A 24178-nucleotide genomic window follows, 5' to 3' on the forward strand; every position below is an offset into this window, starting at 1 on the left:
TGGCGCAGGGGCGTTACTCGGTCTTTTCGTCCGGTTCGTCCAGCGACTCGCGGTAGCTGTCCAGCGCCTGACCGAAGTCGCTGATGAACTGCGGCTCGGTGAGCCAGGCCTGGGCGGTTTCGCGGTCCATGCCGTCGGCCCACATGCGGTAGTCGATCAGCATGTCGGCGGCCAGGTGAGTGGCGGCCATGGCTTCGTTCTCGGCGTTCTCCATGTCCAGCAGTTCTGGATGGTCATTGATGATTCCGCTCAGCTCCGACAGCAGGATCAGCAGCATGTCGTTGCGGCTGGTGGCTTCCGCGTCATGCATCTTGCTGAACATTGCCAGGGTGTACTCGGGGATCGGCTCGGCCAGGTGGCCCGGCTCGTCGTCCAGTGCCAGAGGCTTTCTGCCGACCATGCGGATTTGCTTGGCCTTGGCCTTGGCGCGCTTGGCGCGTTTTTGCTGCTTGTTCGGGGATGCCATGTGATTCAGTTCGCTTTGTGTTGAGTTTGAGCCGCGATGGCGTCGGACGCCGCCACGTAGTCAGCCTGGAAGGCTGGCGATTCGATCCAGGCCAGGGCGCCGGCCTCGTCGGTCTCGGTGGACCATTGGCGATATTCGATCAGGGCCGCGAGGATGAAGTCCATCGAGCCTTCTTCGCCTTCCTGCTCGTACACCAGCTCCAGCAGCGGGTCTTCGAGGAAGGCCGCGCACATCGCCTGTTGGCTGGTTTTCTCGGCGTCGATCATTTTCTTGAACAGTTCGGTCAGGTCCACCGACTCGAAGTCGATGCGATCGTCGTTCGGGTCCAGCTCCACTGGCGCGGCGGCCCGTTGGACGCGGTTGTGCTTGGCCTTGGCTTTGGCGCGGGAGGCGCGTTTGTGCTGCTTGTTGGCGGAGGCCATGGGCGTCGTTCCGTGTGTCGTGAGAGGGCGCAGGTCGATCAGCTGCGTGGCACTCGCCGCCCGGGATGATCGGGGGCCAGTTCGCCGTGTTGCAGCCAGGACAATGCAATGGGCCATAGTGTGGCTTGGTATGGGCTGCGAAAAAAGGCGAAATGTCCGACTTCTTGCTCGCCGATGTCTTCGGGTGCGATTCGCAGGTGGGTGTTGGTACTGCTGGTGAAGTAGCCCAGCAGGCGTTCGATGGCCGGGATTGTACCGTAGGGATCGTCGCTGAGGCTGATGGCCAGGGTTTGCGCGGTCACGGCAGCGAAGGGTAGCTGTCCGGTCCTGGCGTGGATCACGCGGCCGCTGGAGCGCTTCTCGTAGCGGGCGGTGGACAGGCTCCAGTCACGGACCACGCCGGCGGGCGTATCTTCCAGCCAGCCCAGGCGCTTGCCGGGGAAATAACCCCACAGCAGCGTGATCAGTGGCATCAGTACGTGCCACTTGGCAAGCATGCGCCAGCGATGGGCGGGTGCGTAGTCGCGCCAGTAGGCGAATTGCGCGCCGACGGTCACCAGGCGGCGGATCACGTGCCCTGAGTCCGCCAGGCCCGCCCCACAGCCTCCGAAGCTGTGACCGACCACGTCGATGGGTTGGCCGGGGAATTCGCGCTGGGCACGCTTGAGCATGGCTTCAAAGTCCAGGGCGCCCCAATCGCTCCAGCTCGCTTGCAACCCTTTGAGCGAAGCCGGCCGAGACTCGCCGATGCCTCGGTAGTCATAGGTGATGACGTCGAAGCCATTGGCGAACAGGTAGTCGGCAAAGCGCGAGTAGTGGCGGCATCGCACGGAGGTGGCGGCATTGATGATGACGACCGCCCTGGAGGCGTCCGCAGCGGCGTGGCGCCAGGTGAAACCGCCAATGGGGAAGCCGTCGGCGGCGGGTTCCTTGAACGGCTCCTTGAGAGGCGCCGCCGGCATCGGTAACTCGATTTGAGTCGGTGCCCGTGAGGGGGTGTCCTGCACATTCATTGGCTTCGGACCTTTGCGGGTAGCTGCCAACGATAGTCTTCCCATGGGCTGTGAACAATCACCTGCGTCTTTCAGGGCTTTCGGTCGAGTAACCGCTCCTCGAGTGCGATCCGTTCCCGATCCAGCTCCGCCCGCAGTTCTTCCTCGCTGGGTAGCACCAGTTTGTACTTGCTGGCGAACAGTTGTTCGTTGCCTTGTAGCACCGAATAACGCACGACTGATTCATCTTTCCGTGCGCAGAGAATAATGCCGACGGTAGGCCCGTCCTCCGCTCCACGCTTGAGGTCGTCGTACATGCGCACGTACATGTCCATCTGCCCTACATCCTGGTGGGTCAACTCACCTCGCTTCAGGTCGAAGATGACAAAGCACTTGAGCAGGTAGTTGTAGAACACCAGATCGATGTAGAAGTCTTTGCTCTCGGTACTGATGCGTTGTTGGCGGGCGATGAAGGCGAAACCCTTGCCCAGTTCGAGCAGGAAGCCTTGAAGCTGATTGATCAGGGCTTGCTCAAGATCTGTTTCCAGAACCGAGCCGGCATTGGGCAGGCCAAGAAACTCCAGTACCACAGGGTCGCGGATGAAGTTCCGCGGGGTGGTCATCAACTGTTGGGTTTGGGTGGCAGCCTCTTGTTCCACGGCAGAGCGGTCGCGGCTTGCCAGCAGGCGTTCGTAGTAGAGCGTGTTGATCTGGCGCTCCAGGGCGCGGGTTGACCAGTTCTGGGTGGCCGATTCGTTCATGTACCAGTGGCGGGCGTGGTCGTTTTCGATGCGCAACAATGCCCGGTAGTGAGTCCAACTCAATTCGTGACGCAGTGCGTCACACTTTGGGAATGCCTGGTAGAACAGGCGCATGTAGCGAAGGTTCGAGCTATCAAAGCCTTTCCCGAACTCCGCCGTCAGCACTTTCGCCAGCGTCGCTAACAGTTGTTTGCCATATACCGCCCTCCGGGCGCCTTCCTGCTCGAACTCCACGATATGTCGCCCGATCTGCCAGCAGGTTTGCACTTGTGCGGTATCGACCGCGCGCAGCACCTTCTGACGGGCCTGGCGGATCAGTTCGCCAAGATGGCCCAGCAGCGAGGCGAGCTGTGGGTCTTGAGAGTCGGATTTGATTTCGCTCATGAGTACTTCCGCGGCTGAAAGAGCAGGCAGGGGAGGGTCTCAGGAATTGGGTGGTCGATGATGCCGGGCGCGGCTGGTCAGTCGGCAGGAAGTGGCTATCGGATTGGCGGGACCGGGCTGACGGCGCCTTGTGCCGAGGCAATATCACCTGTAGTCCATTTCGTGGTGAGTCCAAGTACGAATTGATCTAAAACGCGACGCTGCGACAGGAAATCTAAGAAAAGTAACGATTGGGTTCTGCAGAGCCCGGGAGTTGTCATCATGAAGTACGCTCATTCATTCATGTTGCCCCTCGTTGCTGTCGGCTTGCTGTTGTTTCCCGTCGTGGTGCAGGCCACCAGTCTTGAACCGATAGACAGCGCTGGCGTGCAAATCCAGCCACAACAGCAAAACGGGATTACCTACCTGTCGGGCGGTATCGGCCTGGACGAGTCCAAAAGCATTCAGCAAACGCAGGGCTATAACCTGCACATGACATTCGCCGTCGGTGCGCAGAATGAATACACGGCTGACGTCGATGTGCTTATTCAAAAAGCCCCAGGGCAGACCGTACTGACTCTGAACGAGGCAGGTCCCCTGGTTTACGTGAAACTGCCTGCGGGCAAGTACTCGGTCATCGCCTCGCGTAATGGCCAGGAACGGCGAGATGTTGCGGACATTGGCACGGGTGGTGCTGCACGCAATCTGGTCTTCCACTGGGATGACGCTCAGTAGCGATTGAGGGTCATCGAGGATCGGGTGCGCGCGCGCGGAGGTGAGGTTGATTAAATCGCGGGCATAAAAAAACCCTGAATCTTGCGATTCAGGGTTTTCGGTATTTGGTGCCCAGAGACGGAATCGAACCGCCGACACGGGGATTTTCAATCCCCTGCTCTACCGACTGAGCTATCTGGGCAACGGGGCGCATTAAACTGGTTTTTCAGGGGGTCGTCAAGCAAGTTTTCAAAAAAAATTTAATTATTACCGTCGCTTACGATCCAACCCCCGCTTTTACGGGATTATTGCGCAGGTGGAACGTAGCCTTCGGCCTTGGCGTAATCCTCGCCGCAGAAGAACTTGTCCATTTCGCCCTGAAGATATTTACGGTCTTCGGCGTTCATCATGTTCAGGCGTTTTTCGTTGATCAGCAGGGTCTGGTGTTTTTGCCAGTCGGCCCAGGCCTTGGCCGAGACGTGGTCAAAAATGTCCTGACCCTTGGCGCCCGGGAATGGAGCGCGCTCCAGGGCGGGCAATTCTTCTTTGTACTTGCGGCACATGATGGTGCGGGTCATGACGACTCTCCTGCGTTCAATACGTCGGCCGCGCGCTTGAGCAGTTTTTTCACCGGGGCGGCAAGGCCCAGGCGCGGCGGGGTGGCGAGGTTATACCAGAGCCAGTCGGCCTCGGCCACGTGATGGCCGGTCTCCTGGACCTGGACCAGCCAGGGTTCGATGGCCAGCTGGAAATGGCTGAAGGTGTGGACCAGGCTGGGCAGTTCGGTGTGCTGGCCCAGTTCCAGCGAGTGTTGCAGGGCCAGATGTTCCAGGTCGTCGAGGTCATCGAGCTCCGGCAGGCTCCACAAGCCGCCCCACAAGCCCGTGGAAGGGCGACGGTAAAGCAGGATGGCGCCGTCGCGGTTGGCCAGCAGCGGCATCAGCGTGCGCTTCTGTGGCACGCTCTTGCGCGGTTTGGGGATCGGGTAGCGTGTCTCCAGGCCGAGCATGTGCGCCTCGCAGCCCTTTTCCAGCGGGCACAGCATGCAACTTGGCTTGCTGCGGGTGCAGAGGGTAGCGCCCATGTCCATCATCGCCTGGGTGTAGGCGTTGACGCGGGTCTGGGGGGTAAAGCGCTCTGCGGTGGCCCACAGCTGTTTGGCGACCTTGGGTTCGCCCGGGTAGCCCTCTTGCGCGGTAAAGCGTGCCAGCACCCGCTTGACGTTGCCGTCGAGGATTGGTGCGCGCAGGCCCATGCTCAGGCTGGCGATGGCGCCGGCAGTGGACAGGCCGATGCCGGGCAGGTCGGTGAGTTTCTCCACGTCGCGTGGAAACTCGCCAGCGTACTCGGCCACCACGATTTTCGCGGTCTTTTGCAGGTTGCGGGCGCGGGTGTAGTAACCCAGCCCGGTCCACAGGTGCAGCACTTCGTCTTCCGGTGCGGTCGCCAGGGCTTCGACCGTGGGCAGCGAGGCCATGAAGCGGTCGAAGTAGTTCAGCACCGTGCTGACCTGGGTCTGTTGCAACATGATTTCCGAAACCCACACCCGATACGGGGTGATGCCCTGTTGCCAGGGCAAGTCGTGGCGTCCGTGGCGGTCGTACCAATCCAGTACCGCGGTTGAAAACTGCTCGGCTCTCATCGCTTGAACAGCCCCTTGAGTGCGTCTTTCAGTTCCGGGCTGACTTTGTCGCCAAGCTTCTCATCGATTTTGTCACTGAGCTTGTTGCCGGCCAGTTTGCTGGCGACCTGGCCGAGGCGCTCGTTGTCCAGGCGGCAAGCCTTGGCCCCGAGTTCCAGCGGGCCACGGCAGCGTAGCGGCCATTCGATGCCGGCGAATTTTTCGCTGACCTGGCAGGCCGGGTCCGGCATGTCGCTCTTGTCGCCTTCGACGATGATGCCCACGCGATAATCCATGCCCAGCACGCGCAGGTCGATGTCGCCGTTACCGTTGACGGTCATGCCCGGGATGCGCACTTTCAGGTCCGGGTTGCTGGCCACGCCATTGCGCAGGGTCAGGTTGCCCTTGAGCTCCTGGAAGGGAGTGTCCTTGCCTCGCGGTTCGCCGCTGAGGGTTTTGCGGTTCAGCGTGGCGATGCCTTTGCACAACTGCTGTTCAAGGTTGGCGTTGAGTAGTACGCCGTCGTTGATCACAAAGCCGGCCGTGCCGTTGAGGCTGTCGATAAGGGCTTTCTGGCTGTTGCCGTTCGCGGTCAGGTTGCTGTTGAGTGTGACCAGGCCTTTGACCGGCGGGTTCTTGCCCTGGCTTTCGAGGATTTTTTCCGCGGGTACCCGACTGATTGCCATTTGCATGCTCAGCGCGGGCACAGCTTGACGTACGTCGAGGGTGCCCTTGGCGTTGAATGTGCCGTTGTACAGCTCGCCGCTCAGGTTCTGCAGGGTCAGCAGGCCACCCTGGCCGCTGGCTTTCAGTGCGGCATTCTGGATCGGCAGCTTGTCGAGGGTCAGTTGGCCAAAGGTCAGGTCGGCGTCCAGGTCCAGCTTGCTCAGGCGTTCCGCCGGAATCAGCTTGTCGTTGCTCCAGGCACCTTTGGTGGGGGCATTGGGCAGTGACGTGTTGCCCGCGCCGGCCATGGCGTCAGCTTCGGTGCTGCTGACTTCCGACTTGCGTGCCACGGCCGCACTGTTGGCTTCGGCGGATTTTGGCGGCAGGTAGCGATCGGCATTGAAGGTATCGCCCTTGAGCTGCACGCGCAGCGCTTGCCTGGCGAAATCCTCTACGGCAATGCGGCCGCTGAAAGTGCTGTCATCGAGTTTCAGGTTGATGTTGTCCAGCGACACGCTGGTCGGCGTGCCCGCCAGGCGGCTGACCAGTTCGACTTTGCTCAGGCTGCCTTCGGCCATGGCCGGGAGTTTTTGCCCGATGCTGTCGATGAATTTTGCCAGGTCGAACTGGGCAATCGACAGGCCGCCGCTGATTTGCGGTGTCTTGTCCAGGTCGTTGACCTTCAGCTCACCCAAGGCGCGCAGTTGGTTGGCGGACAGCTTGATGCCGGTCCATTCGGCGACGTTGGCCGCTTTATCCAGGAGTAATTGGCCTTGTGCGCCAAAGGTCACGGTCTTGCCTTGCAGAGGCTCGCCAGTGAGTTCGCCCGTCAGCTTCATGTCTTCGAATTTGTAGCGCTGCAGGGCGCGTTCGAAGCGCAGTTCGCCGTTGAGTTCGGTACGGACCCGCAGAACCGGCTGGTTGCTGGCCAGAAAGGCAGTCAGCTTGACCTTGATGTTGGTCGCATCGTGCACTGGGCCGGTGCTCAACTGGATGCTTTCGGCGCTGAACTGCTTGCCGGTGCGCTCATCGGAGTATTCGACCCGGGCGTTGTTCACGGTCAGGCTGTCGATGTCGAGGCGCATCGGTTGGGCGGGTTTTTCCACGGCGGCCGGGGTTTGGCTGACCGGCTCGCTGCTGGCCGCCGGCACGTCGGATTTGCCGGCCACAGGCACGGGCTTGCCTATGTCTTCCCAGTTGCCGTGGCCGTCCTTGTCGCGATTGAGGCGCAGGTTCAGGCCTTCGACGCGGACATCGCTCATCTGCACTTCGCGGCGCAGCAGCGGCAGGACCCGCACCGACAGGCCGAGCATTTGCAGGTCGGCGAAGGGAGCTGCGGGGTTGGCCAGGGTGGCAACGCTGGCTTCGTGCAATTCAAGGCCGAGCCAGGGGAACAGGCTCCAGCCGATATCGCCATTGAGCGTCAGCTCGATGTGGGCCTTGTCGCGGGCAATCTGGCGTATCTCTTCTTTGTAGTCGTTGGGATCGAAGAAGTGGGTCAGGGCAAAGCCCAGGGCCACAATGATCAGCAACAGCCCGAGAAGTACCAGACCCAGGATTTTGCCGAACGCTTTCATGGGCGAGTCCTTGTAGAGAGTCAAATTCGAAATTTAGCCGGGGAGTATAGCGCCCGGAAACTGACGACTGGTCAGCGATCGCGTTTAGATCGGGTCCAGCGGCAGCTTGAGTTTGGCGGCCAGCGCCTGGGCTTCAAGGTGCCCGGCAGGGGCCAGCAAGTGCAGCTCTGCCCCGGCCCGTTCAGCCATTGCTTGGGCTTCGCACACCAATCGTTCAGCCACACCACGGCGGCGGGTGACTTTTCGCACGCACAATTGAGACAGTTGCCAGGTGTTCGAGTGCCGTTCCAGGCGTGCCGCACCGAGCAACCGGTCATTGAAGCGGCCGGCGATCAGGGCGCCATCAAGCAGGCTGTCCTCGATCAGTTGCGCGGCACCGTCGAACGGTGCGAACAGCCAATGCGGTGCATCCTGGTAAATCTTCTGTAGATCCTGCTGATCCTGATAGCTGGGGTCGCGCAATGATTCAACGACAATGGGCATGAGGGTTTCCTTTGAAAGAGCGCACCGGGTCGTGCGGCCGGCGGGTGGCAGGGTGCTTGCCGTGCAATCGGGACAGATGGCCCATAAGGGCGGTATCAGTCTGGCTTTTCTGTTGCGGGCAAATGGTAACCTCTGCCCGTTCGTCCGTCCCTCTGCGACCCATTGTCGCCCCCAGTGGGGCTTCACTCAACAAAACGGCCATGCCTGCGTGCAACGAGGTCGTGACTGAAAGGTCGCCTGACTCTGTGGGAGAGATCCCAGCGCTTGTACTGACATGTATATCCCCGCAGGCATTGGGTTCAGCCCGTCAGGGATATCACCTCGCGTGTTTCTGTTTGCCGCTCGCGTGCCTATAATGGCTGCCTTTTTCGCCCAATGATTTTGCGGAGCTGGTGATGGCCGAACGTAAGGCGTCTGTCGAGCGCGACACTCTGGAAACCCAGATCAAAGCCTCGATCAACCTGGATGGCACCGGAAAGGCCCGATTTAATATCGGTGTTCCCTTCCTTGAGCACATGCTGGACCAGATCGCCCGTCACGGGTTGATCGACCTGGATATCGAGAGCAAGGGCGACCTGCATATCGACGACCACCATACGGTGGAAGATGTCGGTATCACCCTGGGTCAGGCCTTCACCAAAGCCATTGGCGACAAAAAAGGCATCCGTCGCTACGGTCATGCCTACGTGCCGCTCGATGAAGCGCTGTCGCGCGTGGTGATCGACTTCTCCGGCCGTCCAGGCCTGCAGATGCATGTTCCCTATACCCGCGCGACAGTCGGCGGCTTCGACGTCGATTTGTTCCAGGAATTCTTCCAGGGCTTCGTCAACCACGCCAACGTGACCTTGCACATCGACAATCTGCGTGGGCACAACACCCACCACCAGATCGAAACCGTGTTCAAGGCCTTTGGCCGTGCATTGCGCATGGCCGTTGAGCTGGATGACCGCATGGCCGGGCAAATGCCGTCGACCAAGGGCGTTCTGTAATGCAGACGGTCGCGGTTATCGATTACGGCATGGGCAACCTGCACTCGGTGGCCAAGGCCCTCGAGCATGTAGGGGCCGGCAAGGTGCTGATCACCAGCGATGCCAATGTGATTCGCGAAGCCGACCGGGTGGTTTTCCCCGGTGTCGGCGCGATTCGCGATTGCATGGCGGAGATCCGTCGCCTGGGCTTCGACTCGCTGGTGCGTGAAGTCAGCCAGGACCGTCCGTTCCTCGGCATCTGCGTGGGCATGCAAGCCTTGCTTGAGCACAGTGAAGAGAACGACGGCGTCGACTGCATCGGTCTGTTCCCGGGCCAGGTGAAGTTCTTCGGCAAAGGCCTGATCGAGGACGGCGAACACCTCAAAGTCCCTCACATGGGCTGGAACGAAGTGAAGCAGACGGTGGATCACCCGCTGTGGCACAACATTTCGGACCTGGCGCGCTTCTACTTTGTGCACAGCTACTACATCGCCGCCGGTAATCCGCGCCAGGTGGTGGGTGGCGGTCACTACGGTGTCGACTTCGCTGCCGCGCTGGCCGAAGGCTCGCGTTTTGCCGTGCAGTTCCACCCGGAGAAGAGCCATACCCATGGCCTGCAACTGCTGCAGAACTTCGCGGCGTGGGACGGACGCTGGTAAATGGCAGTCAAGAAGAAGCCGCCGATCCTGACACTCACCCCCGAGCAGGAGAGCGAGGCCAATCGCAAGATCAAGCGTTTCATGGAAGATCGCTTTGAGCTCGACCTGGGCTCCTTCGAGGCGGCCGAGATTCTTGAGTTGTTTACCCGCGAAATTGCTCCGCACTATTACAACAGGGCGATTTTCGATGTGCAGGCACACCTCAAAGAGAGGTTTGAAAGCATCGAAAGCGACCTGTGGGCGCTCGAGAAAAACTGATTTCCGAGCCAAGCTGAACATTCAATTTTGAAGGTTTGCCAGATGCTGATTATTCCCGCTATCGATCTCAAAGACGGTGCCTGTGTTCGTCTGCGCCAGGGCCGCATGGAAGATTCCACGGTGTTCTCCGATGACCCGGTGAGCATGGCTGCCAAGTGGGTGGAGGGCGGTTGCCGTCGTCTGCATCTGGTCGACCTGAACGGCGCCTTTGAAGGTCAGCCAGTCAACGGCGAAGTCGTCACCGCCATTGCCAAGCGCTACCCGAACCTGCCGATCCAGATCGGCGGCGGCATTCGCTCGCTGGAAACCATCGAGCACTACGTCAAGGCCGGCGTGAGCTACGTGATCATTGGCACCAAGGCGGTCAAAGATCCGGCCTTTGTCGCCGAAGCCTGCCGTGCGTTCCCGGGCAAGGTAATCGTCGGCCTGGATGCCAAGGACGGCTTCGTCGCCACCGATGGCTGGGCTGAAATCAGTACCGTGCAGGTGATCGACCTGGCCAAGCAGTTCGAAGCCGACGGCGTGTCCGCGATCGTTTACACCGACATCGCCAAAGACGGCATGATGCAAGGCTGCAACGTGTCGTACACGGCAGCACTGGCCGCGGCGACACGGATTCCAGTGATTGCGTCCGGCGGTATCCACAACCTGGGTGACATCAAGTCGCTGCTCGACGCCAAGGCGCCGGGGATCATCGGCGCTATCACGGGCCGGGCGATTTATGAAGGCACCCTCGATGTCGCCGAAGCGCAAGCTTTCTGCGATTCGTACAAAGGCTGAGGACTCACCATGGCGCTGGCCAAACGCATCATCCCTTGCCTGGACGTGGACAACGGCCGGGTCGTCAAAGGCGTGAAGTTCGAAAACATCCGTGACGCCGGCGACCCGGTGGAAATTGCCCGTCGCTACGACGAGCAAGGTGCCGACGAAATTACTTTTCTCGACATCACCGCCAGCGTCGATGGCCGCGACACCACGTTGCATACCGTTGAGCGCATGGCCAGCCAGGTGTTCATCCCGTTGACCGTGGGCGGTGGCGTGCGCACGGTGCAAGACATCCGCAACCTGCTCAATGCCGGCGCGGACAAGGTCTCGATCAACACCGCCGCCGTGTTCAACCCTGAGTTCGTCGGTGAGGCCGCGCAGCATTTCGGCTCGCAGTGCATCGTCGTTGCCATCGACGCCAAGAAGGTTTCACTGCCGGGCGAAACCCCGCGCTGGGAGATCTTCACCCATGGTGGTCGCAAACCTACCGGGCTGGATGCGGTGGAGTGGGCGAAGAAAATGGAAGGGCTGGGTGCCGGCGAAATCCTGCTGACCAGCATGGATCAGGACGGCATGAAAAACGGCTTCGACCTGGGCGTGACCCGCGCCATCAGTGATGCCCTGGGCATCCCGGTGATCGCCTCCGGCGGCGTCGGCAACCTGCAACACCTGGCCGACGGGATCATCGAAGGCCATGCCAGCGCGGTATTGGCAGCGAGTATTTTCCACTTCGGCGAATACACTGTCCCGGAAGCCAAGGCTTATATGGCGGCACGCGGCATCGTCGTTCGGTAAAGGCCGGTGGACAGCATGGCGGGCTCAAGGCAAGCTTGGGCACGCCATGGATTCCGGTAGCCCGACATGCTCAGACGCTTGCTCTTCGTTCTCGCCAGTGCTTCGTTACTGCTTGCCACTGCTGTACAGGCGGCAGAAAAAACCAACCCCGACCTGGTGTTGCTGACGGAAAACTTCCCGCCTTACAACATGGCGAAAAACGGCAAGAACTTCGCTCAGGACGAGAATATCAATGGCATCGCCGTGGATATCGTCCGCGAGATCTGCAAGCGCGCCAACGTCACCTACAGTCTGACACTGCGTTTCCCCTGGGAGCGCATCTACAAGCTCGCCCTCGAGAAACCTGGCTATGGCGTGTTCGTCATGGCGCGTCTGCCGGACCGCGAGAAACTCTTCAAATGGGTTGGCCCGCTGGGGCCGGACGACTGGATCATGCTGGCCAAGGCTGACAGCAAGATCGTTCTGGAGTCTTTGGAGCAGGCGCGCAAATACAAGATAGGCGCCTACAAGGGCGATGCGATTGCCGAAACCCTGTCCAAGCAAGGCATGGCACCGATCGTGGTGCTGCGCGATCAGGACAATGCGAAGAAGCTGGTCAACGGCCAGATCGATCTGTGGGCCACTGGCGACCCCGCCGGGCGCTACCTGGCGCGTCAGGAAGGCGTGACCGGCCTCAAGACCGTGCTGCGGTTCAACAGTGCCGAGCTGTACCTGGCGCTGAACAAGGACGTGCCAGACGAGGTGGTCGCCAGGCTTCAGGCTGCGCTGGATGAGCTGCGCAAGGAAGGTGGGGTGGACGACATCATGGCGCGCTATCTGTAGCAATTGCCTCGACACTCCCCAGTGTCGCGCTCAGGTATGCGCCCTGCATGAATACGTTGTTCAATGTTGCCCTGGTCAGGTTCTGTTGCCGGTTTTCAACACCGATGATGCAGAGCGACCAGGCACCGATTGCTGGACCGATTTCAGTATTGATATAGGCGTCTGTAGTGTCGATTGCGGCGCTGTAATTATCGGGGATCTTGCAATCTCTGGCGTTCCGGACCGCTTTGTAGCGATAGAAGGGCGTCTCGAGTGAGAACCCGAATTCCCAGGTAGGCAGCACGATCTGTCCATCCTCACGTTGCGATCTATGAACGTATGACTGGAAATTCCAGGGCGCCGTTACGATCAGGTCGACCGGCTCCAGCGAACAGTCCGGCCCATTGCTGGTGAAGACGCCATCAATAAAACAGCTGTGCAGGAAGTTGGCAGAGTAGCTGTAGTTGAATCGGGCGGCCTCGCAGGAAGTTGAGTTCTCGCAGCCCGGTGACGATGGAGCCATGCGGGAAGTGATGACCTTGCTGACGATGCCGGTGATTTCGTTGGTGCTACGGTTCAGCATCGGGCTGCCGGAACTGCCGGCGCGAAGGTCGCAACGATTTCTCATGGCCAAAGGGAAAACCCCGGGGTAATCGATGAAGGTTCCAGCAGTTTGTTCAGTGCAAGCACTCAATCGAAGCCCCTGTTCGGCAAAGCCGACAGGTGCGCCGACATTGAGCTCATCATGGCTTTCGTAGGATTGATGGGATGCCAGCTTGAGCGGGTTGACCCCGGCCTGTATCAGCGACGCCAATGTCGCGTCGACCTCGAGTACTGCAAGATCTGTCCCGACCAGACTGCTCCATCGGGCGGTCCGGATGGCGTATCGGCGCTTACGCTGTGGCGTGTCATGAAAGTAGTGGAAGGTGACGCTGGCTTTCAAAGGCAGATGGGTCCGCGCCGAACCGTACTGAAAGAGCACGCAATGACCGCTGGTGAGCAGGTAAGCAGGGCCGGTGGCTCGGCCTTGCCTGTTTCGCGTATCCAGTAGAACGGCGCTGCAGGTCTCGCCCGATTGGAGACTGAGTCGTCCCACACCGCTCCAGATTTCATAAAAATGCTCACTGTTTTGCAGGGCTCTTGACGGTGAATCGTTGACGGCGCCTTCGCCCAGGTCGCGGGCCTGCACTGCGGAAATAGCCAGCAGGCCAATCAGGCCTGCGAAGCAAAGGAAGCTGAGGTATTTCATGTCCATTCCTTGGTGATGAAATTCAGGGTGAGCACTATCGTGGCACTCGGCGGTGTACCGGCAGGTATAAATAGTTATCGCGAAATGGAGTGGGCTGCGAGGAATTACCGGGCGTTCGGGAGGCGGTACTGGCCATCCTTGCCGTGCGCTGCCGTTGCACGATTGCCGCGCACGCTGATCATCTGCCTGATATCAATCCAGTCAATGCCCTGAGCCTTGAGCTTGGGCAATTCACGTTCAAGCACCGCCAATGTCTGCGGATACGGATGCCCGATCATCACTGCAGAACCTTGCTTGCGCGCCAGGCTGATAGCGGTCTGTAGCTGGGTAAAAATCGCGGCTTCAGTGGGTTCGTCATCCAGGAACACATCCCGCGACACGCTGGCCAACCCGATCTTCTGTGCCTCGGCAGCCGCCACGGTTTGCGCGCTGGTACGGCTGTCCACAAAGAATTTGTGCCGCTGCTGCAACTCGGCCATCAACCAGGTCATGGCCGGTCGCTGGGCGGTCATGCGGCTGCCCATGTGGTTGTTGATGCCGGCGGTGTAAGGCACGGCCTTGAACGCCGCGTTCAGGCGATTCTCAAGTTCTTCCACGGACAGCTCGGGGTGCCAGGCGAACGGGCCGGTGGCCGGGTCCATGGGCATGTGCAGGATGACGATTTTACCGGCGCGGTGGGCTTCCCGGGCAAATTCGGCGGCGTGGGGTGTGTCGGGCATGATGGCGGTGGTCACCGGGCCGGGTAGCGCCAGCACGCGACGATCACGGGGCAGGTTCTGCCCCAGGTCATCGATGATCAGGCTCAGGTAAGCCTTGTGCGGTGTCGAGCCGGGCAGGGCGGGCGCTGCATGAACAGCGCTCGCCAGGCAGCACAACAGCCCCAGCCATAACCGCCAGCGCATCTTAGCGACTGCGGGTGATGCTCAGGCCTTTGAGCAGGCTCAGCGCCTGGGCCAGTTGGTAGTCGTCATCCTGCGGCATCGGCTTGGCCTTGGCGCCCGTACGGCTTGGCTTGTCGGCGCCGCCGTTGCCATTGCCCAGGTGACCTTGCAGGTCGGCTTCCTTGAAGTACTCGCCGTCTTGCTCGCTGGTGATCTTGGCTTTGCGTACTTCGATGTCCGGGACAATGCCCTGGGCCTGGATCGAGCGCCCGTTCGGGGTGAAGTACAGCGCGGTGGTGATCTTCAGTGCACGGTCATTGTTCAGTGGCAGTACGGTTTGCACCGAGCCTTTACCAAAGCTGGTGGTGCCCATCACGACCGCGCGTTTTTGATCCTGCAGGGCACCGGCGACAATTTCCGAGGCCGAGGCGCTGCCGCCGTTGATCAGCACGACCAACGGTACGGCTTCGCTTTCATCCTTGCCCGTGGCCGAGAAGCGCAGTTCGGAGTTGGCGATACGACCCTTGGTGTAGACGATCAGGCCTTTGGTGATGAAGTGGTCGACCACCTCCACCGCCGATTGCAGCACGCCGCCCGGGTTGTTACGCAGGTCGAGCACAATGCCTTTGAGCTTCTTGCCGTTTTCCTTGCGTAGCTTGGCCAGGGCCTGAGAGACCTCTTCGCCGGTCTTGACCTGGAACTGGGTGATGCGGATGTAGCCGTAGCCCGACTCCAGCAACTGGGCCTTCACGCTTTTGACCTGGATGGTCGCGCGGGTCAGGGTGACGTCAAACGGCGTGCCGCCGTCGCGCACCAGGGTCAGGGTGATCTTCTCGCCGATCTTGCCGCGCATCTTGTCCACGGCTTCGGTCATGCTCTGGCCGCGAGTGGGCTGGCCGTTGATCTTGACGATGAAGTCGCCGGCCTGGATGCCGGCCTTGGAAGCCGGGGTGTCGTCGATGGGCGATACGACCTTGATGAAGCCGTCTTCAGCGCCGATTTCGATGCCCAGGCCGCCGAACTCGCCACTGGTGCTTTCCTGCAGGTCGGCGAAGTCTTCCGGCCCCAGGTAAGCCGAGTGCGGGTCGAGGTTGCCGAGCATGCCCTTGATGGCGTTCTCCAGCAGCGTCTTGTCGTCGACCGGTTCGACATAGGCCGCCTTGATCCGGTCCATTACCTCGGCGAAGGTACGCAGTTCGTCCAGCGGCAATGGCGCCTTGGTCGTCGCGGCCGAGGCCGACGAGGCAGGTTCAGCGGCAAACGCCAGAGGCGCACCGATCACCAGGGCGATCGTCAGGGCCAGCGAGGTAAGGCGGGACAGATGCAGCATGTCGAACGAACTCCTGAATGAGAGGGTGCGCTTATCCTTGCGCACGGCACCACTGCGCTGGATCACTCGGGTGACCCTGCTGGCGAATGGCAAAATACAGCGCGGGCGTATCCTGGCCGCCACTGTTACCGACAGTGGAGATGGACTCGCCAGCCTTGACCACATCGCCCGCCGATTTCAGCAGGGTCTGATTGTGGCCGTACAAACTCAAATAACCGTTGCCGTGGTCGAGAATGACCAACAGGCCCGCGCCACGCAACCAGTCGGCAAACACCACGCGACCACCGTGGACAGCATGGACCTGGCTGCCGGCCGAAGCGCTGATCATCACGCCATCCCACTTGGCCCGGGCATCGTCGCCGCGACTTTCGCCGAAACGTGCCAGCAATCGACCATCAACTGGCCAGGGAAGTTTTCCCCGGGTTGACCCAAAAGGACCACCAAAGGTTTCACCAGAGCTTGAAACCAGTGCGCCGGGCGTCGAGCGGGCGGGTTTGCGTGGGGCATCAGTGGCGTCCGCCTGAGCCTCACGTAAACGCTTTTTTTCAGCTTCCTGCTGGGCGATCAGCGCTTTTTGCCGCGATTCTTCCGCCTCCCGGGCCTGGCGCGCCAGGGTTTCCTCGATGGTTTTGAGTACTTTGGACAGGTCGGCCTGGTCCTGCTCGCGGGCTTGCAGCTTCTGGTCGCGGGCTTTCACGTCGCTGTTGAGCTTGGCCAGGACTTGCTGGCGCTCCTTGCGGACTTTCTCGAGATCGTCGCGCTGGCTGTCGAGGCTGCTTTTCTGTACCAGCAACTGGGCTTGTTGCAGGGCAATATCCTGCTCGACGTTGGCCAGTTGGCGCAGGGTTTCGTTGAAGTTCTTCAGCTGTTCCAGGCGGGCCTGGCTCAGGTAGTCGTAATAGGTGAGGGTGCGCGCGAATTTCTCGGGGTTCTGCTGGTTGAGTAGCAGCTTGAGATACTCCTGGCGGCCGTTCTGGTAGGCCGCGCGAGCCTGGGTGGCAATCAGTTGTTGCTGTTCAGTGCGCGCGCTCTGGAGTTTTTTTTTCTCGGTATCGAGTCGCTGCAGCTCGGATTCGCTCTTTTTCATCTCTTTTTGCAGGGCATCGACCTGCTTCTCGAGCTTGCCCATCTCGGTCTCGGTGCCCTTGAGGTCTTTCTGCACGCCGGACTTTTCTTCCTGCAGCTTGCCCAGCAGTTTTTTCAGCTCGGCAATGTCCTGACGCGTAGCGTCCAACTGTTGTTGGGTTTGCGCGCGCTCGTCAGCAAAAGCCGGTTGGAGCAGGCAGGTCAGGGCGAGGGCAATCAGGACGCGTAGCATAGAGGCGGGCGACACCGGGGGAAAAAAGACAGCCTAGTATGCCCGCCATGAACCGCAAAAAAAACGCCTCAAGGCCAACTGCTTTGAGGCGTTCGTCATAAAAAGCGGATTATGGCCCTTTATTGAAGCGTTTTGAGCGTTAAACCAGGATCGAGGTGCCGGTCATCTCGGCAGGCTTTTCCAATCCCAGCAGCTTGAGCATGGTCGGAGCCACGTCGGCCAGTACGCCGCCTTCGCGGACCTTGAGGTCGCGCTTGCCGAAATAGATGAACGGCACAGGCTCGGTGGTGTGGGCCGTGTGGGCCTGGCCGGTGGACTCGTCGGACATCTGCTCGACGTTGCCATGGTCGGCCGTGATCAGCGCTTCGCCGCCGACTTTTTCCAGTGCTTCGACAATGCGACCCACGCACAGGTCCAGGCATTCAACGGCTTTGACCGCAGCCTCGAACACGCCGCTGTGGCCGACCATGTCGCCGTTGGCGTAGTTGACCACGATCACGTCGTAACGCTGGTGTTCGATGGCATCGACGATCTTGTCGGTGACTTCAGGTGCACTCATCTCAGGCTGCAGGTCATAGGTCGCGACTTGCGGCGAAGGGATCAGGATGCGCTCTTCGCCCGGGAACGGTTCTTCACGACCGCCGGAGAAGAAGAAGGTCACGTGGGCGTATTTCTCGGTTTCGGCAATGCGCAGCTGGGTCTTGCCGTTCTTCGCCAGGTAGTCGCCCAGTACGTTTTCCAGGCTGCCCGGGGCAAAGGCCGACGGTGCCGGGATGCTGGCGGCGTATTGGGTCAGCATGACAAAACCGGCCAGTTTTGGCTGGCGGGCACGTTCGAATTCCTTGAACCCGTCTTCGACGAACACGCGGGTCAGTTCGCGGGCGCGGTCTGCGCGGAAGTTCATGAACACCACGGCGTCGCCGTCTTCGACTTTCACCGGCTCGCCAATAGTGGTGGCCTTGACGAATTCGTCGCTTTCGCCACGCTCGTAGGCGGCTTGCAGGCCTTCCTGGGCGGTGGCGGCGTTGAACTCACCCTTGCCGTCGACGATCAGGTTGTAGGCCTGGGAGACGCGATCCCAGCGGTTGTCGCGGTCCATGGCGAAGTAGCGACCCACCAGGCTGGCGATGCGGCCCTTGCCGAGGGTCCTGAAGGCTTCGTCCAGCAGTTCGATCGACGATTGGGCGCTTTTCGGCGGCGTATCACGGCCATCGAGGAAGGCGTGCAGGTAGATCTTCTCGGCGCCGCGCTTGAAGGCCAGCTCGGCCATGGCAATCAGGTGGTCCTGGTGGCTGTGAACGCCACCATCGGACAGCAGGCCCATGAAGTGCACGGCCTTGCCGGCGGCAACGGCCTTGTCCACGGCTGCGCAGATGGTTGGGTTCTCGAAGAACTCGCCGTCGCGGATGGCTTTGGTCACGCGGGTGAAGTCCTGGTACACCACGCGGCCGGCGCCGAGGTTCATGTGGCCGACTTCCGAGTTGCCCATTTGCCCGTCCGGTAGGCCGACGTCCATGCCCGAGCCCGAGATCAGGCCATTCGGTACAGTGGCGTACAAACGGTCGAGGACCGGCTTCCTGGCCGCGAAGATGGCGTTGGACTCCTGGCTCTCACTGTGACCGAAGCCATCGAGAATCATCAGGACCAAAGGTTTAGGCGTGGTAGGCATAGATTCCACTCGTGGCTGAGTTAAAAAAGGGGCGATGGAAAAGGGAGTGGCAGTTTAAAGCGAAGTTCCGGTGCCGTCACCGCCGGACGGGGTTTGGCCCACCATAGTGGCTGTGTATACTGGCCGACATTTTAACGCCCTGGAACCTCCTTCGATGGTTGATCACCTGATTGCATTTGCCACTACCCACTATCTGCTTGTCGGCATCTTCGCCGTTCTGCTGGCGTTGCTGATCGCCCACGAGATGAAAGGCGGCGGCCGCAGCCTGAGCACTGGCGAACTGACCGGGCTGGTCAACAAAGACACAGGCGTGGTGATCGACATTCGTTCGAGCAAGGATTTCGCCGCCGGGCACATTGTTGGCGCGCTGAACATTCCTCACGACAAACTGGTTGCTCGCGTGGGCGAACTGGAAAAGCACAAGGCCAAGACCATCATCCTGGTCGACGCCATGGGCCAGACCGCCGGTACCCACGCTCGCGAACTGATGAAATCCGGCTTCACCGCCGCCAAGCTGTCCGGTGGGATCTCCAGCTGGAAAGCCGACAACCTGCCGCTGGTGAAGTGATATGTCGAACGTCGTCGTCTATTCCAGCGATTACTGCCCCTACTGCTCGCGAGCCAAGTACCTGCTTGAGAACAAGGGCGTAGCCTTCGAAGAGATCAAGGTCGATGGCAAACCGCAGGTGCGTGCCGATATGGCCAGCAAGGCCGGACGTACGTCCGTGCCGCAGATCTGGATCGGCGGCACTCATGTGGGTGGTTGTGATGATCTGTTTGCCCTGGACCGCGCCGGCAAGCTCGACGCGCTGCTCAAGGCCTGACTGCTCCGTTCAAGAACAAGCAAACCTAAAAGACCCAAGATCAAGAAGGATCTGCGATGACTGACCAACAGAACACTGCTGCCAACGAAGAAGAAACTGCACCGCAATTCTCCCTGCAGCGCATTTACGTTCGTGACCTGTCCTTCGAAGCCCCGAAAAGCCCGGCGATCTTCCGCCAGCAGTGGGAGCCGAGTGTCGGTCTGGACCTCAATACCCGCCAGAAGGCTCTGGAAGAAGACTTCCACGAAGTCGTGCTGACCCTGTCGGTTACCGTGAAAAACGGTGACGAAGTGGCGTTCATCGCTGAAGTCCAGCAGGCCGGTATCTTCCTGATCAAGAACCTCGACCCGGCGTCGATGAGCCACACCCTGGGTGCTTTCTGCCCGAACATCCTGTTCCCTTACGCCCGTGAAACCCTGGACAGCCTGGTTACCCGTGGCTCGTTCCCGGCACTGATGCTGGCTCCGGTGAACTTCGATGCGCTGTACGCGCAAGAACTGCAGCGTATGCAGCAGGACGGCACACAGACCGTTCAATAAGCATTCGATGCCGTAACGAAAAAAGCGCCGTGACAGGCGCTTTTTTCATGGGTCTGCCATTGCTCGTTCCCACGCAGAGCCTGGGAGCGATCCGCCGGGTGTTACTTGAAGCCCAGCTGACGCCAGCCCTCGTACACGGCAACCGCGACGGTGTTGGACAGGTTCAGGCTACGGCAGCCTTCGCGCATGGGCAGGCGCAGGCGCTGGCCGTCTGGCAGGGCGTCCAGTACCTCGGCCGGCAAGCCACGGCTCTCCGGTCCAAACAGGAACGCATCACCCTCGGCGAAGCTGGCGTCATGGAACGGCCGCGAGCCCTTGGTGGTGAAGGCAAACAGGCGTGGGTGGCCGAGACTTTCCAGACAGCTGGCGAGGTCGGCGTGGCGCTGCAGGGTGGCATACTCGTGGTAATCGAGGCCGGCCCGGCGCAGGCGCTTGTCATCCATCTCGAAGCCCAGCGGCTCGATCAAATGCAGGTGGCAGCCACTGTTGGCGCACAGCCTGATAACGTTGCCGGTGTTCGGTGGAATTTCCGGTTGAAAAAGGATGACGTGAAACATGCACGGCTCCGCAGGTAAAGATGGGCAGCATTCTACGCCTGAAGTGGACTCGCGACCGAAGCTATTCCCACGGGTAATGGCCTCGCTGGCGATTGTCGGCCTGATGGTGGGCTTGATGGTTGGTCGCCTGACCAGCCCTGAACCGACCGAACTGCAGCAGGTCGAGGTGACGGGCGATGGCCTGGTGGTGTGGTTCAACAACGAACCCGGGACGCACGGCGAGTTGATCGACGGTAGCGTCGCGCTGCTGTTCGAGGCCGAGGGCAAGGCGCAGAAAGGCCAGCTCAGGCTCAATGGCAAGGACGTGAACTGGCGGGTACGGGTAAGTGACAAGGGGCTGTTGCTGACACTGGTGGCGGCCCGGCCATTGAAGGGCGACTGGGCCGGCAGCGAGGTGGACGATCGCTGGCGATTGGAGATTCATCTCCAGGAGCAATAAAGAGGGAATCCCCGGCCTGCCTGTACCAAGGACCCCAAAGCGGCAGGGGCTCGTCGCGGTCTGCGTGATGAGCCCCGGGTGTAAAGAGGGGAATCCCCGGCCTGCCTGTACCAAGGTCCCCGAAACCGGGTAGTGACTGAGCTATTGCAGGGGGCGTGCCAGGTTTTAACAAGCTGCAATAAAAGAACGGGTGCACAGGCGAAAGCCCCGTCATTACGGGCTCTGGTGATTTTATCGATGGTTTTTCGGTGGTGGCGAAGTCGCAATGAAGCGGGCTGTGCAGTGCGCGATCGCGGTTCACGCTGCATTCAGTCGGTGCACGGGGGCCACAAAAGCATCGCGGGCAAGCCCGCTCCCACAGGCTTGCGCAAACCTGATGTGGGAGCGGGCTTGCCCGCGAATGGATCTAAAGTGCCGACAAGAGATTAAGGCTGTTTAGCCCTCATCCCCCTCGTCATCATCCCCGCCATCGACCTTCATCCCCAGCTCCTTGATCTTGCGAGTCAGGGTGTTGCGACCCCAGCCCAGTAGCACGGCGGCGTCGCGACGGCGGCCTGCGGTGTGCTTGAGGGCGGTTTCGATCATGATCCGTTCGAAGCTGGGTACTGCGCTGTCGAGCAGGTTCGATTGACCGCGTGCCAGTGCCTGGTCGGCCCACTGGCGCAGCGCTTGCTCCCAGTTGGTCACCGGCGCCGAATCCTGCGGCAGGCTCAGCAGTTCTGGCGGCAGGTCGCCGATATGCACTTCGCGACCCGAAGCCATCACCGTGATCCAGCGGCAGGTGTTCTCCAGTTGGCGTACGTTGCCGGGCCATGGCAGGTTCTTCAGGTATTCCTCGGTTTCGCTTTTCAGCAGCTTCGGCTCTACCGCCAGTTCTTGCGCGGCGCGGGACAGGAAGTGCTTGGCCAGGGTCGGGATGTCTTCGCGACGGTCCGACAGGCGTGGAATGTGGATGCGGATCACGTTCAGGCGGTGAAACAAGTCTTCACGGAATTTCCCGGCATGCACCAGGGTTTCCAGGTTCTGGTGAGTCGCCGCGATGATGCGCACATCGACCTTGACCGGCACATGGCCGCCGACCCGGTAAAACTCACCGTCCGCCAGTACCCGCAACAAGCGGGTCTGGGTGTCGGCCGGCATGTCACCGATTTCGTCGAGGAACAGGGTGCCGCCATCGGCCTGTTCAAAGCGCCCGCGCCGCAGGTTGGCGGCACCGGTGAATGCGCCTTTCTCGTGGCCGAACAGCTCGGACTCCATCAGGTCCTTGGGGATCGCTGCCATGTTCAAGGCGATGAACGGTGAGGTCGCCCGTGGGCTGTGGCGGTGCAGGGCGTGGGCCACCAGTTCTTTGCCGGTACCGGATTCGCCATTGATCAGCACGGTAATGTTGGAGTGGCTCAAGCGCCCGATGGCGCGAAACACTTCCTGCATGGCGGGCGCTTCGCCAATGATTTCCGGCGTGCGGGTCAGGGTCGGGGCGACTTCCAGCCCTTGCTGTTCCTGGGCATGCTGATTGGCGCGCTTGACCAGCGATACCGCTTCGTCGACATCGAACGGCTTGGGCAGGTACTCGAATGCGCCGCCCTGATAGGACGCGACAGCGCTGTCCAGGTCGGAGTGGGCGGTCATGATGATCACGGGCAGCCGTGGATGTTGTTCGCGGATCCGGGCCAGCAGGTCCAGGCCACTGGCACCGGGCATGCGGATGTCAGAGATGATCACGTCCGGTTGCTGGCGTGCCAGGCGGCTCATGACGCCGTCGGCGCTGTCAAAGCTTTGCGTGGTCATGCCTTCCTGTTGCAAGGCTTTTTCCAGAACCCAACGGATAGAACGGTCGTCATCGACGATCCACACGGTTTCACTACGGCTCATGTCGATGTGGCTCCTTGTTCCAGTGGCAGAAAGATCGAGAACGTGGTGTGGCCTGGATGGCTGTCACATTCGATCAGGCCCTGGTGCTGGCTGATGATGTTCTGGGTAATGGCCAGGCCCAGCCCGGTACCGTCCGGGCGACCGCTGACCATGGGGAAAAAGATGGTTTCCTGCAGGTCGGCGGCAATGCCCGGGCCGTTGTCGATGATCTCGATCTTGGTCACCAGGCGATGGCGTACGTGGCCGATGGTGAACTGGCGCATGGCGCGCGAGCGCAAGGTGATTCGTCCCAGGCGCAGCTCGTTCTGGCTGCTGATGGCCTGCATCGCGTTGCGCACGATATTCAGTACCGCCTGGATCATTTGTTCGCGGTCGATCAGCACGTCCGGGATGCTCGGGTCATAGTCGCGCACCAATGTGATGCAGCCCTGGCTTTCGGCCTCGACCAGGTTGCACACGCGCTCCAGCACTTCGTGAATGTTGCACATGGCCAGCGACGGCAGCTTGTTTGAGCCGAGCATGCGGTCCACCAGGTTCCGCAGGCGGTCGGCTTCCTCGATGATGACGTTGGTGTAGTCCTTGAGGCTTTCTTCCGGCAGCTCGCGAGCCAGCAGCTGGGCCGCGCCGCGAATCCCGCCCAGTGGGTTCTTGATCTCGTGAGCGAGGCCGCGCACCAGCATTTTGCTCGTCTCCTGTTTGGACAGCTGCGCTTCTTCCTTGGTAATACGCAGCAAGCGGTCGCGTGGGTGTACTTCCAGCAACAGCAGGGTGGTGCCATTGCTCAGGATCGGTGTCACGGCGTAGTCGACGGTCAGGGTCTGGCCGGTCAGGGCGGTGAGCATCGCTTCACGCTTGGTGAACGGGTGCGCCTGCTCGACGGCCTGGCGCAAGGAGTTCAGGGCTTCGGTCGACTCGGTAAACAGCTCGCTGATGAACTGGCCGTGGCTGCGCTGGCCGCTGATGGCCAGGAGCATTTCCGCGGCCGGGTTCATGTACTCAAGGCGCAGATCGGCATTGAGCAGAATGGTCGCGGTGGTCAGGTTGTCGAGTAGCAAGCGGTGCAGTGCGTCGCTGATGGTCATTAGGACCTCTTTTGGAGCAAGGCAATCCGGGGCCGGTCCCGGATTGCGCGCGCGAATAAATCGCTGATGCGAGGAAAATGCAAAAACCAAACCAAGGCTCCGAAAAG

27 protein-coding genes and 1 tRNA gene are annotated in these 24178 nt (G+C 60.7%); 11 read left to right on the top strand and 17 right to left on the bottom strand.

Translation table 11 applies throughout. The annotated features are described in order from the left end of the window. Positions 1-13: 13 nt before the first annotated feature. The 4 genes from AC3WQN_RS08840 to AC3WQN_RS08855 all read right to left on the bottom strand — a co-directional run bounded on the left by AC3WQN_RS08840 (position 14) and on the right by AC3WQN_RS08855 (position 3025). Entirely contained in the window at positions 14-466 is a 453-nt protein-coding gene (locus tag AC3WQN_RS08840) for a hypothetical protein (protein WP_095148209.1), read from the bottom strand. Positions 467-471: 5 nt separating this feature from the next. Next, a complete protein-coding gene (locus AC3WQN_RS08845; RefSeq protein WP_103399733.1) occupies positions 472-888 on the bottom strand; it encodes a hypothetical protein in 417 nt (138 codons plus the stop codon). Positions 889-926: 38 nt separating this feature from the next. Next, entirely contained in the window at positions 927-1901 is a 975-nt protein-coding gene (locus tag AC3WQN_RS08850) for an alpha/beta hydrolase family protein (protein ID WP_103399734.1), read from the bottom strand. Positions 1902-1972: 71 nt separating this feature from the next. Further along, positions 1973-3025 (bottom strand): PDDEXK nuclease domain-containing protein, encoded by a 1053-nt coding sequence (locus AC3WQN_RS08855; protein ID WP_103399735.1) that lies wholly within the window; start codon positions 3023-3025, stop codon positions 1973-1975. A 261-nt stretch (positions 3026-3286) separates the two neighbouring features. Here AC3WQN_RS08855 and AC3WQN_RS08860 point away from each other — a divergent pair, with 261 nt between their 5' ends. Then, positions 3287-3739: a hypothetical protein gene (locus AC3WQN_RS08860; protein WP_103399736.1), complete on the top strand. Its 453-nt coding sequence runs from the start codon at positions 3287-3289 to the stop codon at positions 3737-3739. A gap of 105 nt (positions 3740-3844) precedes the next feature. Here the strand turns inward: AC3WQN_RS08860 and AC3WQN_RS08865 are convergent. The 5 genes from AC3WQN_RS08865 to AC3WQN_RS08885 all read right to left on the bottom strand — a co-directional run bounded on the left by AC3WQN_RS08865 (position 3845) and on the right by AC3WQN_RS08885 (position 8065). Then, positions 3845-3920, bottom strand: a tRNA-Phe gene (locus tag AC3WQN_RS08865). Between the two features lie 103 nt (positions 3921-4023). Beyond that, positions 4024-4296 (bottom strand): oxidative damage protection protein, encoded by a 273-nt coding sequence (locus AC3WQN_RS08870; RefSeq protein ID WP_095077937.1) that lies wholly within the window; start codon positions 4294-4296, stop codon positions 4024-4026. Further along, complete coding sequence (gene mutY / locus AC3WQN_RS08875; RefSeq protein ID WP_103399737.1) at positions 4293-5360, bottom strand: A/G-specific adenine glycosylase; 1068 nt, start codon at positions 5358-5360, stop codon at positions 4293-4295. The genes AC3WQN_RS08870 and mutY overlap by 4 nt, the downstream gene beginning before the upstream one ends. Continuing rightward, positions 5357-7582 carry an AsmA family protein gene (locus tag AC3WQN_RS08880; RefSeq protein ID WP_103399738.1) on the bottom strand — a complete coding sequence of 742 codons (2226 nt, stop codon included), beginning with the start codon at positions 7580-7582 and terminating at the stop codon, positions 5357-5359. The genes mutY and AC3WQN_RS08880 overlap by 4 nt, the downstream gene beginning before the upstream one ends. Before the next feature lie 84 nt (positions 7583-7666). Further along, positions 7667-8065, bottom strand: a complete 399-nt coding sequence (locus AC3WQN_RS08885; RefSeq protein ID WP_103399739.1) for an acetyl-CoA sensor PanZ family protein — start codon at positions 8063-8065, stop codon at positions 7667-7669. 395 nt (positions 8066-8460) lie between these two features. Between AC3WQN_RS08885 and hisB the strand changes: the two genes are divergently transcribed. The 6 genes from hisB to AC3WQN_RS08915 all read left to right on the top strand — a co-directional run bounded on the left by hisB (position 8461) and on the right by AC3WQN_RS08915 (position 12332). After that, a complete protein-coding gene (gene hisB / locus AC3WQN_RS08890; protein ID WP_095077941.1) occupies positions 8461-9054 on the top strand; it encodes an imidazoleglycerol-phosphate dehydratase HisB in 594 nt (197 codons plus the stop codon). Further along, positions 9054-9692: an imidazole glycerol phosphate synthase subunit HisH gene (gene hisH, locus AC3WQN_RS08895; RefSeq protein WP_095077942.1), complete on the top strand. Its 639-nt coding sequence runs from the start codon at positions 9054-9056 to the stop codon at positions 9690-9692. Before hisB ends, hisH begins: the two co-directional genes overlap by 1 nt. Further along, positions 9693-9950: a DUF2164 domain-containing protein gene (locus AC3WQN_RS08900; protein ID WP_007989200.1), complete on the top strand. Its 258-nt coding sequence runs from the start codon at positions 9693-9695 to the stop codon at positions 9948-9950. Between the two features lie 42 nt (positions 9951-9992). Beyond that, a complete protein-coding gene (hisA, locus tag AC3WQN_RS08905; protein WP_054595157.1) occupies positions 9993-10730 on the top strand; it encodes a 1-(5-phosphoribosyl)-5-[(5-phosphoribosylamino)methylideneamino]imidazole-4-carboxamide isomerase in 738 nt (245 codons plus the stop codon). Between the two features lie 9 nt (positions 10731-10739). Continuing rightward, positions 10740-11510, top strand: a complete 771-nt coding sequence (gene hisF, locus AC3WQN_RS08910; RefSeq protein WP_103399740.1) for an imidazole glycerol phosphate synthase subunit HisF — start codon at positions 10740-10742, stop codon at positions 11508-11510. A gap of 66 nt (positions 11511-11576) precedes the next feature. Next, on the top strand, positions 11577-12332 hold the full coding sequence (locus AC3WQN_RS08915) for a substrate-binding periplasmic protein (RefSeq protein WP_103399741.1): 756 nt from the start codon (positions 11577-11579) through the stop codon (positions 12330-12332). Here the strand turns inward: AC3WQN_RS08915 and AC3WQN_RS08920 are convergent. The 5 genes from AC3WQN_RS08920 to gpmI form a co-directional block, all read right to left on the bottom strand. Then, positions 12313-13560 (bottom strand): trypsin-like serine peptidase, encoded by a 1248-nt coding sequence (locus AC3WQN_RS08920; RefSeq protein WP_103399742.1) that lies wholly within the window; start codon positions 13558-13560, stop codon positions 12313-12315. The two genes, AC3WQN_RS08915 and AC3WQN_RS08920, sit on opposite strands and share 20 nt — an antisense overlap. Before the next feature lie 104 nt (positions 13561-13664). Further along, positions 13665-14462, bottom strand: a complete 798-nt coding sequence (locus AC3WQN_RS08925; RefSeq protein WP_103399743.1) for a divergent polysaccharide deacetylase family protein — start codon at positions 14460-14462, stop codon at positions 13665-13667. 1 nt (position 14463) lies between these two features. Beyond that, positions 14464-15771, bottom strand: a complete 1308-nt coding sequence (locus AC3WQN_RS08930; RefSeq protein WP_095144580.1) for a S41 family peptidase — start codon at positions 15769-15771, stop codon at positions 14464-14466. Between the two features lie 31 nt (positions 15772-15802). Then, positions 15803-17089 (bottom strand): murein hydrolase activator EnvC family protein, encoded by a 1287-nt coding sequence (locus AC3WQN_RS08935; protein WP_103399744.1) that lies wholly within the window; start codon positions 17087-17089, stop codon positions 15803-15805. Between the two features lie 139 nt (positions 17090-17228). Then, the gene (gene gpmI, locus AC3WQN_RS08940; RefSeq protein WP_103399745.1) at positions 17229-18758 is read right to left on the bottom strand and encodes a 2,3-bisphosphoglycerate-independent phosphoglycerate mutase; all 1530 of its coding nucleotides are present in this window, start codon (positions 18756-18758) and stop codon (positions 17229-17231) included. 154 nt (positions 18759-18912) lie between these two features. Here gpmI and AC3WQN_RS08945 point away from each other — a divergent pair, with 154 nt between their 5' ends. The 3 genes from AC3WQN_RS08945 to secB are packed head-to-tail and all read left to right on the top strand — an operon-like array spanning position 18913 to position 20121. Next, the gene (locus tag AC3WQN_RS08945; RefSeq protein WP_095144583.1) at positions 18913-19326 is read left to right on the top strand and encodes a rhodanese-like domain-containing protein; all 414 of its coding nucleotides are present in this window, start codon (positions 18913-18915) and stop codon (positions 19324-19326) included. A 1-nt stretch (position 19327) separates the two neighbouring features. Then, positions 19328-19582 carry a glutaredoxin 3 gene (gene grxC / locus AC3WQN_RS08950; protein ID WP_095148220.1) on the top strand — a complete coding sequence of 85 codons (255 nt, stop codon included), beginning with the start codon at positions 19328-19330 and terminating at the stop codon, positions 19580-19582. Positions 19583-19638: 56 nt separating this feature from the next. After that, entirely contained in the window at positions 19639-20121 is a 483-nt protein-coding gene (secB, locus tag AC3WQN_RS08955) for a protein-export chaperone SecB (protein WP_095144584.1), read from the top strand. Between the two features lie 101 nt (positions 20122-20222). Here secB and AC3WQN_RS08960 read toward each other — a convergent pair whose 3' ends face one another. Further along, positions 20223-20678 (bottom strand): tRNA (cytidine(34)-2'-O)-methyltransferase, encoded by a 456-nt coding sequence (locus tag AC3WQN_RS08960; RefSeq protein ID WP_032862277.1) that lies wholly within the window; start codon positions 20676-20678, stop codon positions 20223-20225. Here AC3WQN_RS08960 and AC3WQN_RS08965 point away from each other — a divergent pair. Next, the gene (locus AC3WQN_RS08965) at positions 20677-21117 is read left to right on the top strand and encodes a hypothetical protein (RefSeq protein WP_103399746.1); all 441 of its coding nucleotides are present in this window, start codon (positions 20677-20679) and stop codon (positions 21115-21117) included. The two genes, AC3WQN_RS08960 and AC3WQN_RS08965, sit on opposite strands and share 2 nt — an antisense overlap. Before the next feature lie 435 nt (positions 21118-21552). On the opposite strand, the gene ntrC is transcribed toward AC3WQN_RS08965, so the two are convergent. Continuing rightward, positions 21553-22989 (bottom strand): nitrogen regulation protein NR(I), encoded by a 1437-nt coding sequence (ntrC, locus tag AC3WQN_RS08970; RefSeq protein WP_095077955.1) that lies wholly within the window; start codon positions 22987-22989, stop codon positions 21553-21555. Beyond that, the gene (glnL, locus tag AC3WQN_RS08975; RefSeq protein WP_103399747.1) at positions 22986-24071 is read right to left on the bottom strand and encodes a nitrogen regulation protein NR(II); all 1086 of its coding nucleotides are present in this window, start codon (positions 24069-24071) and stop codon (positions 22986-22988) included. Before glnL ends, ntrC begins: the two co-directional genes overlap by 4 nt. Positions 24072-24178 lie beyond the last annotated feature (107 nt).

This window comes from Pseudomonas sp. FW300-N1A1 (assembly GCF_058789115.1).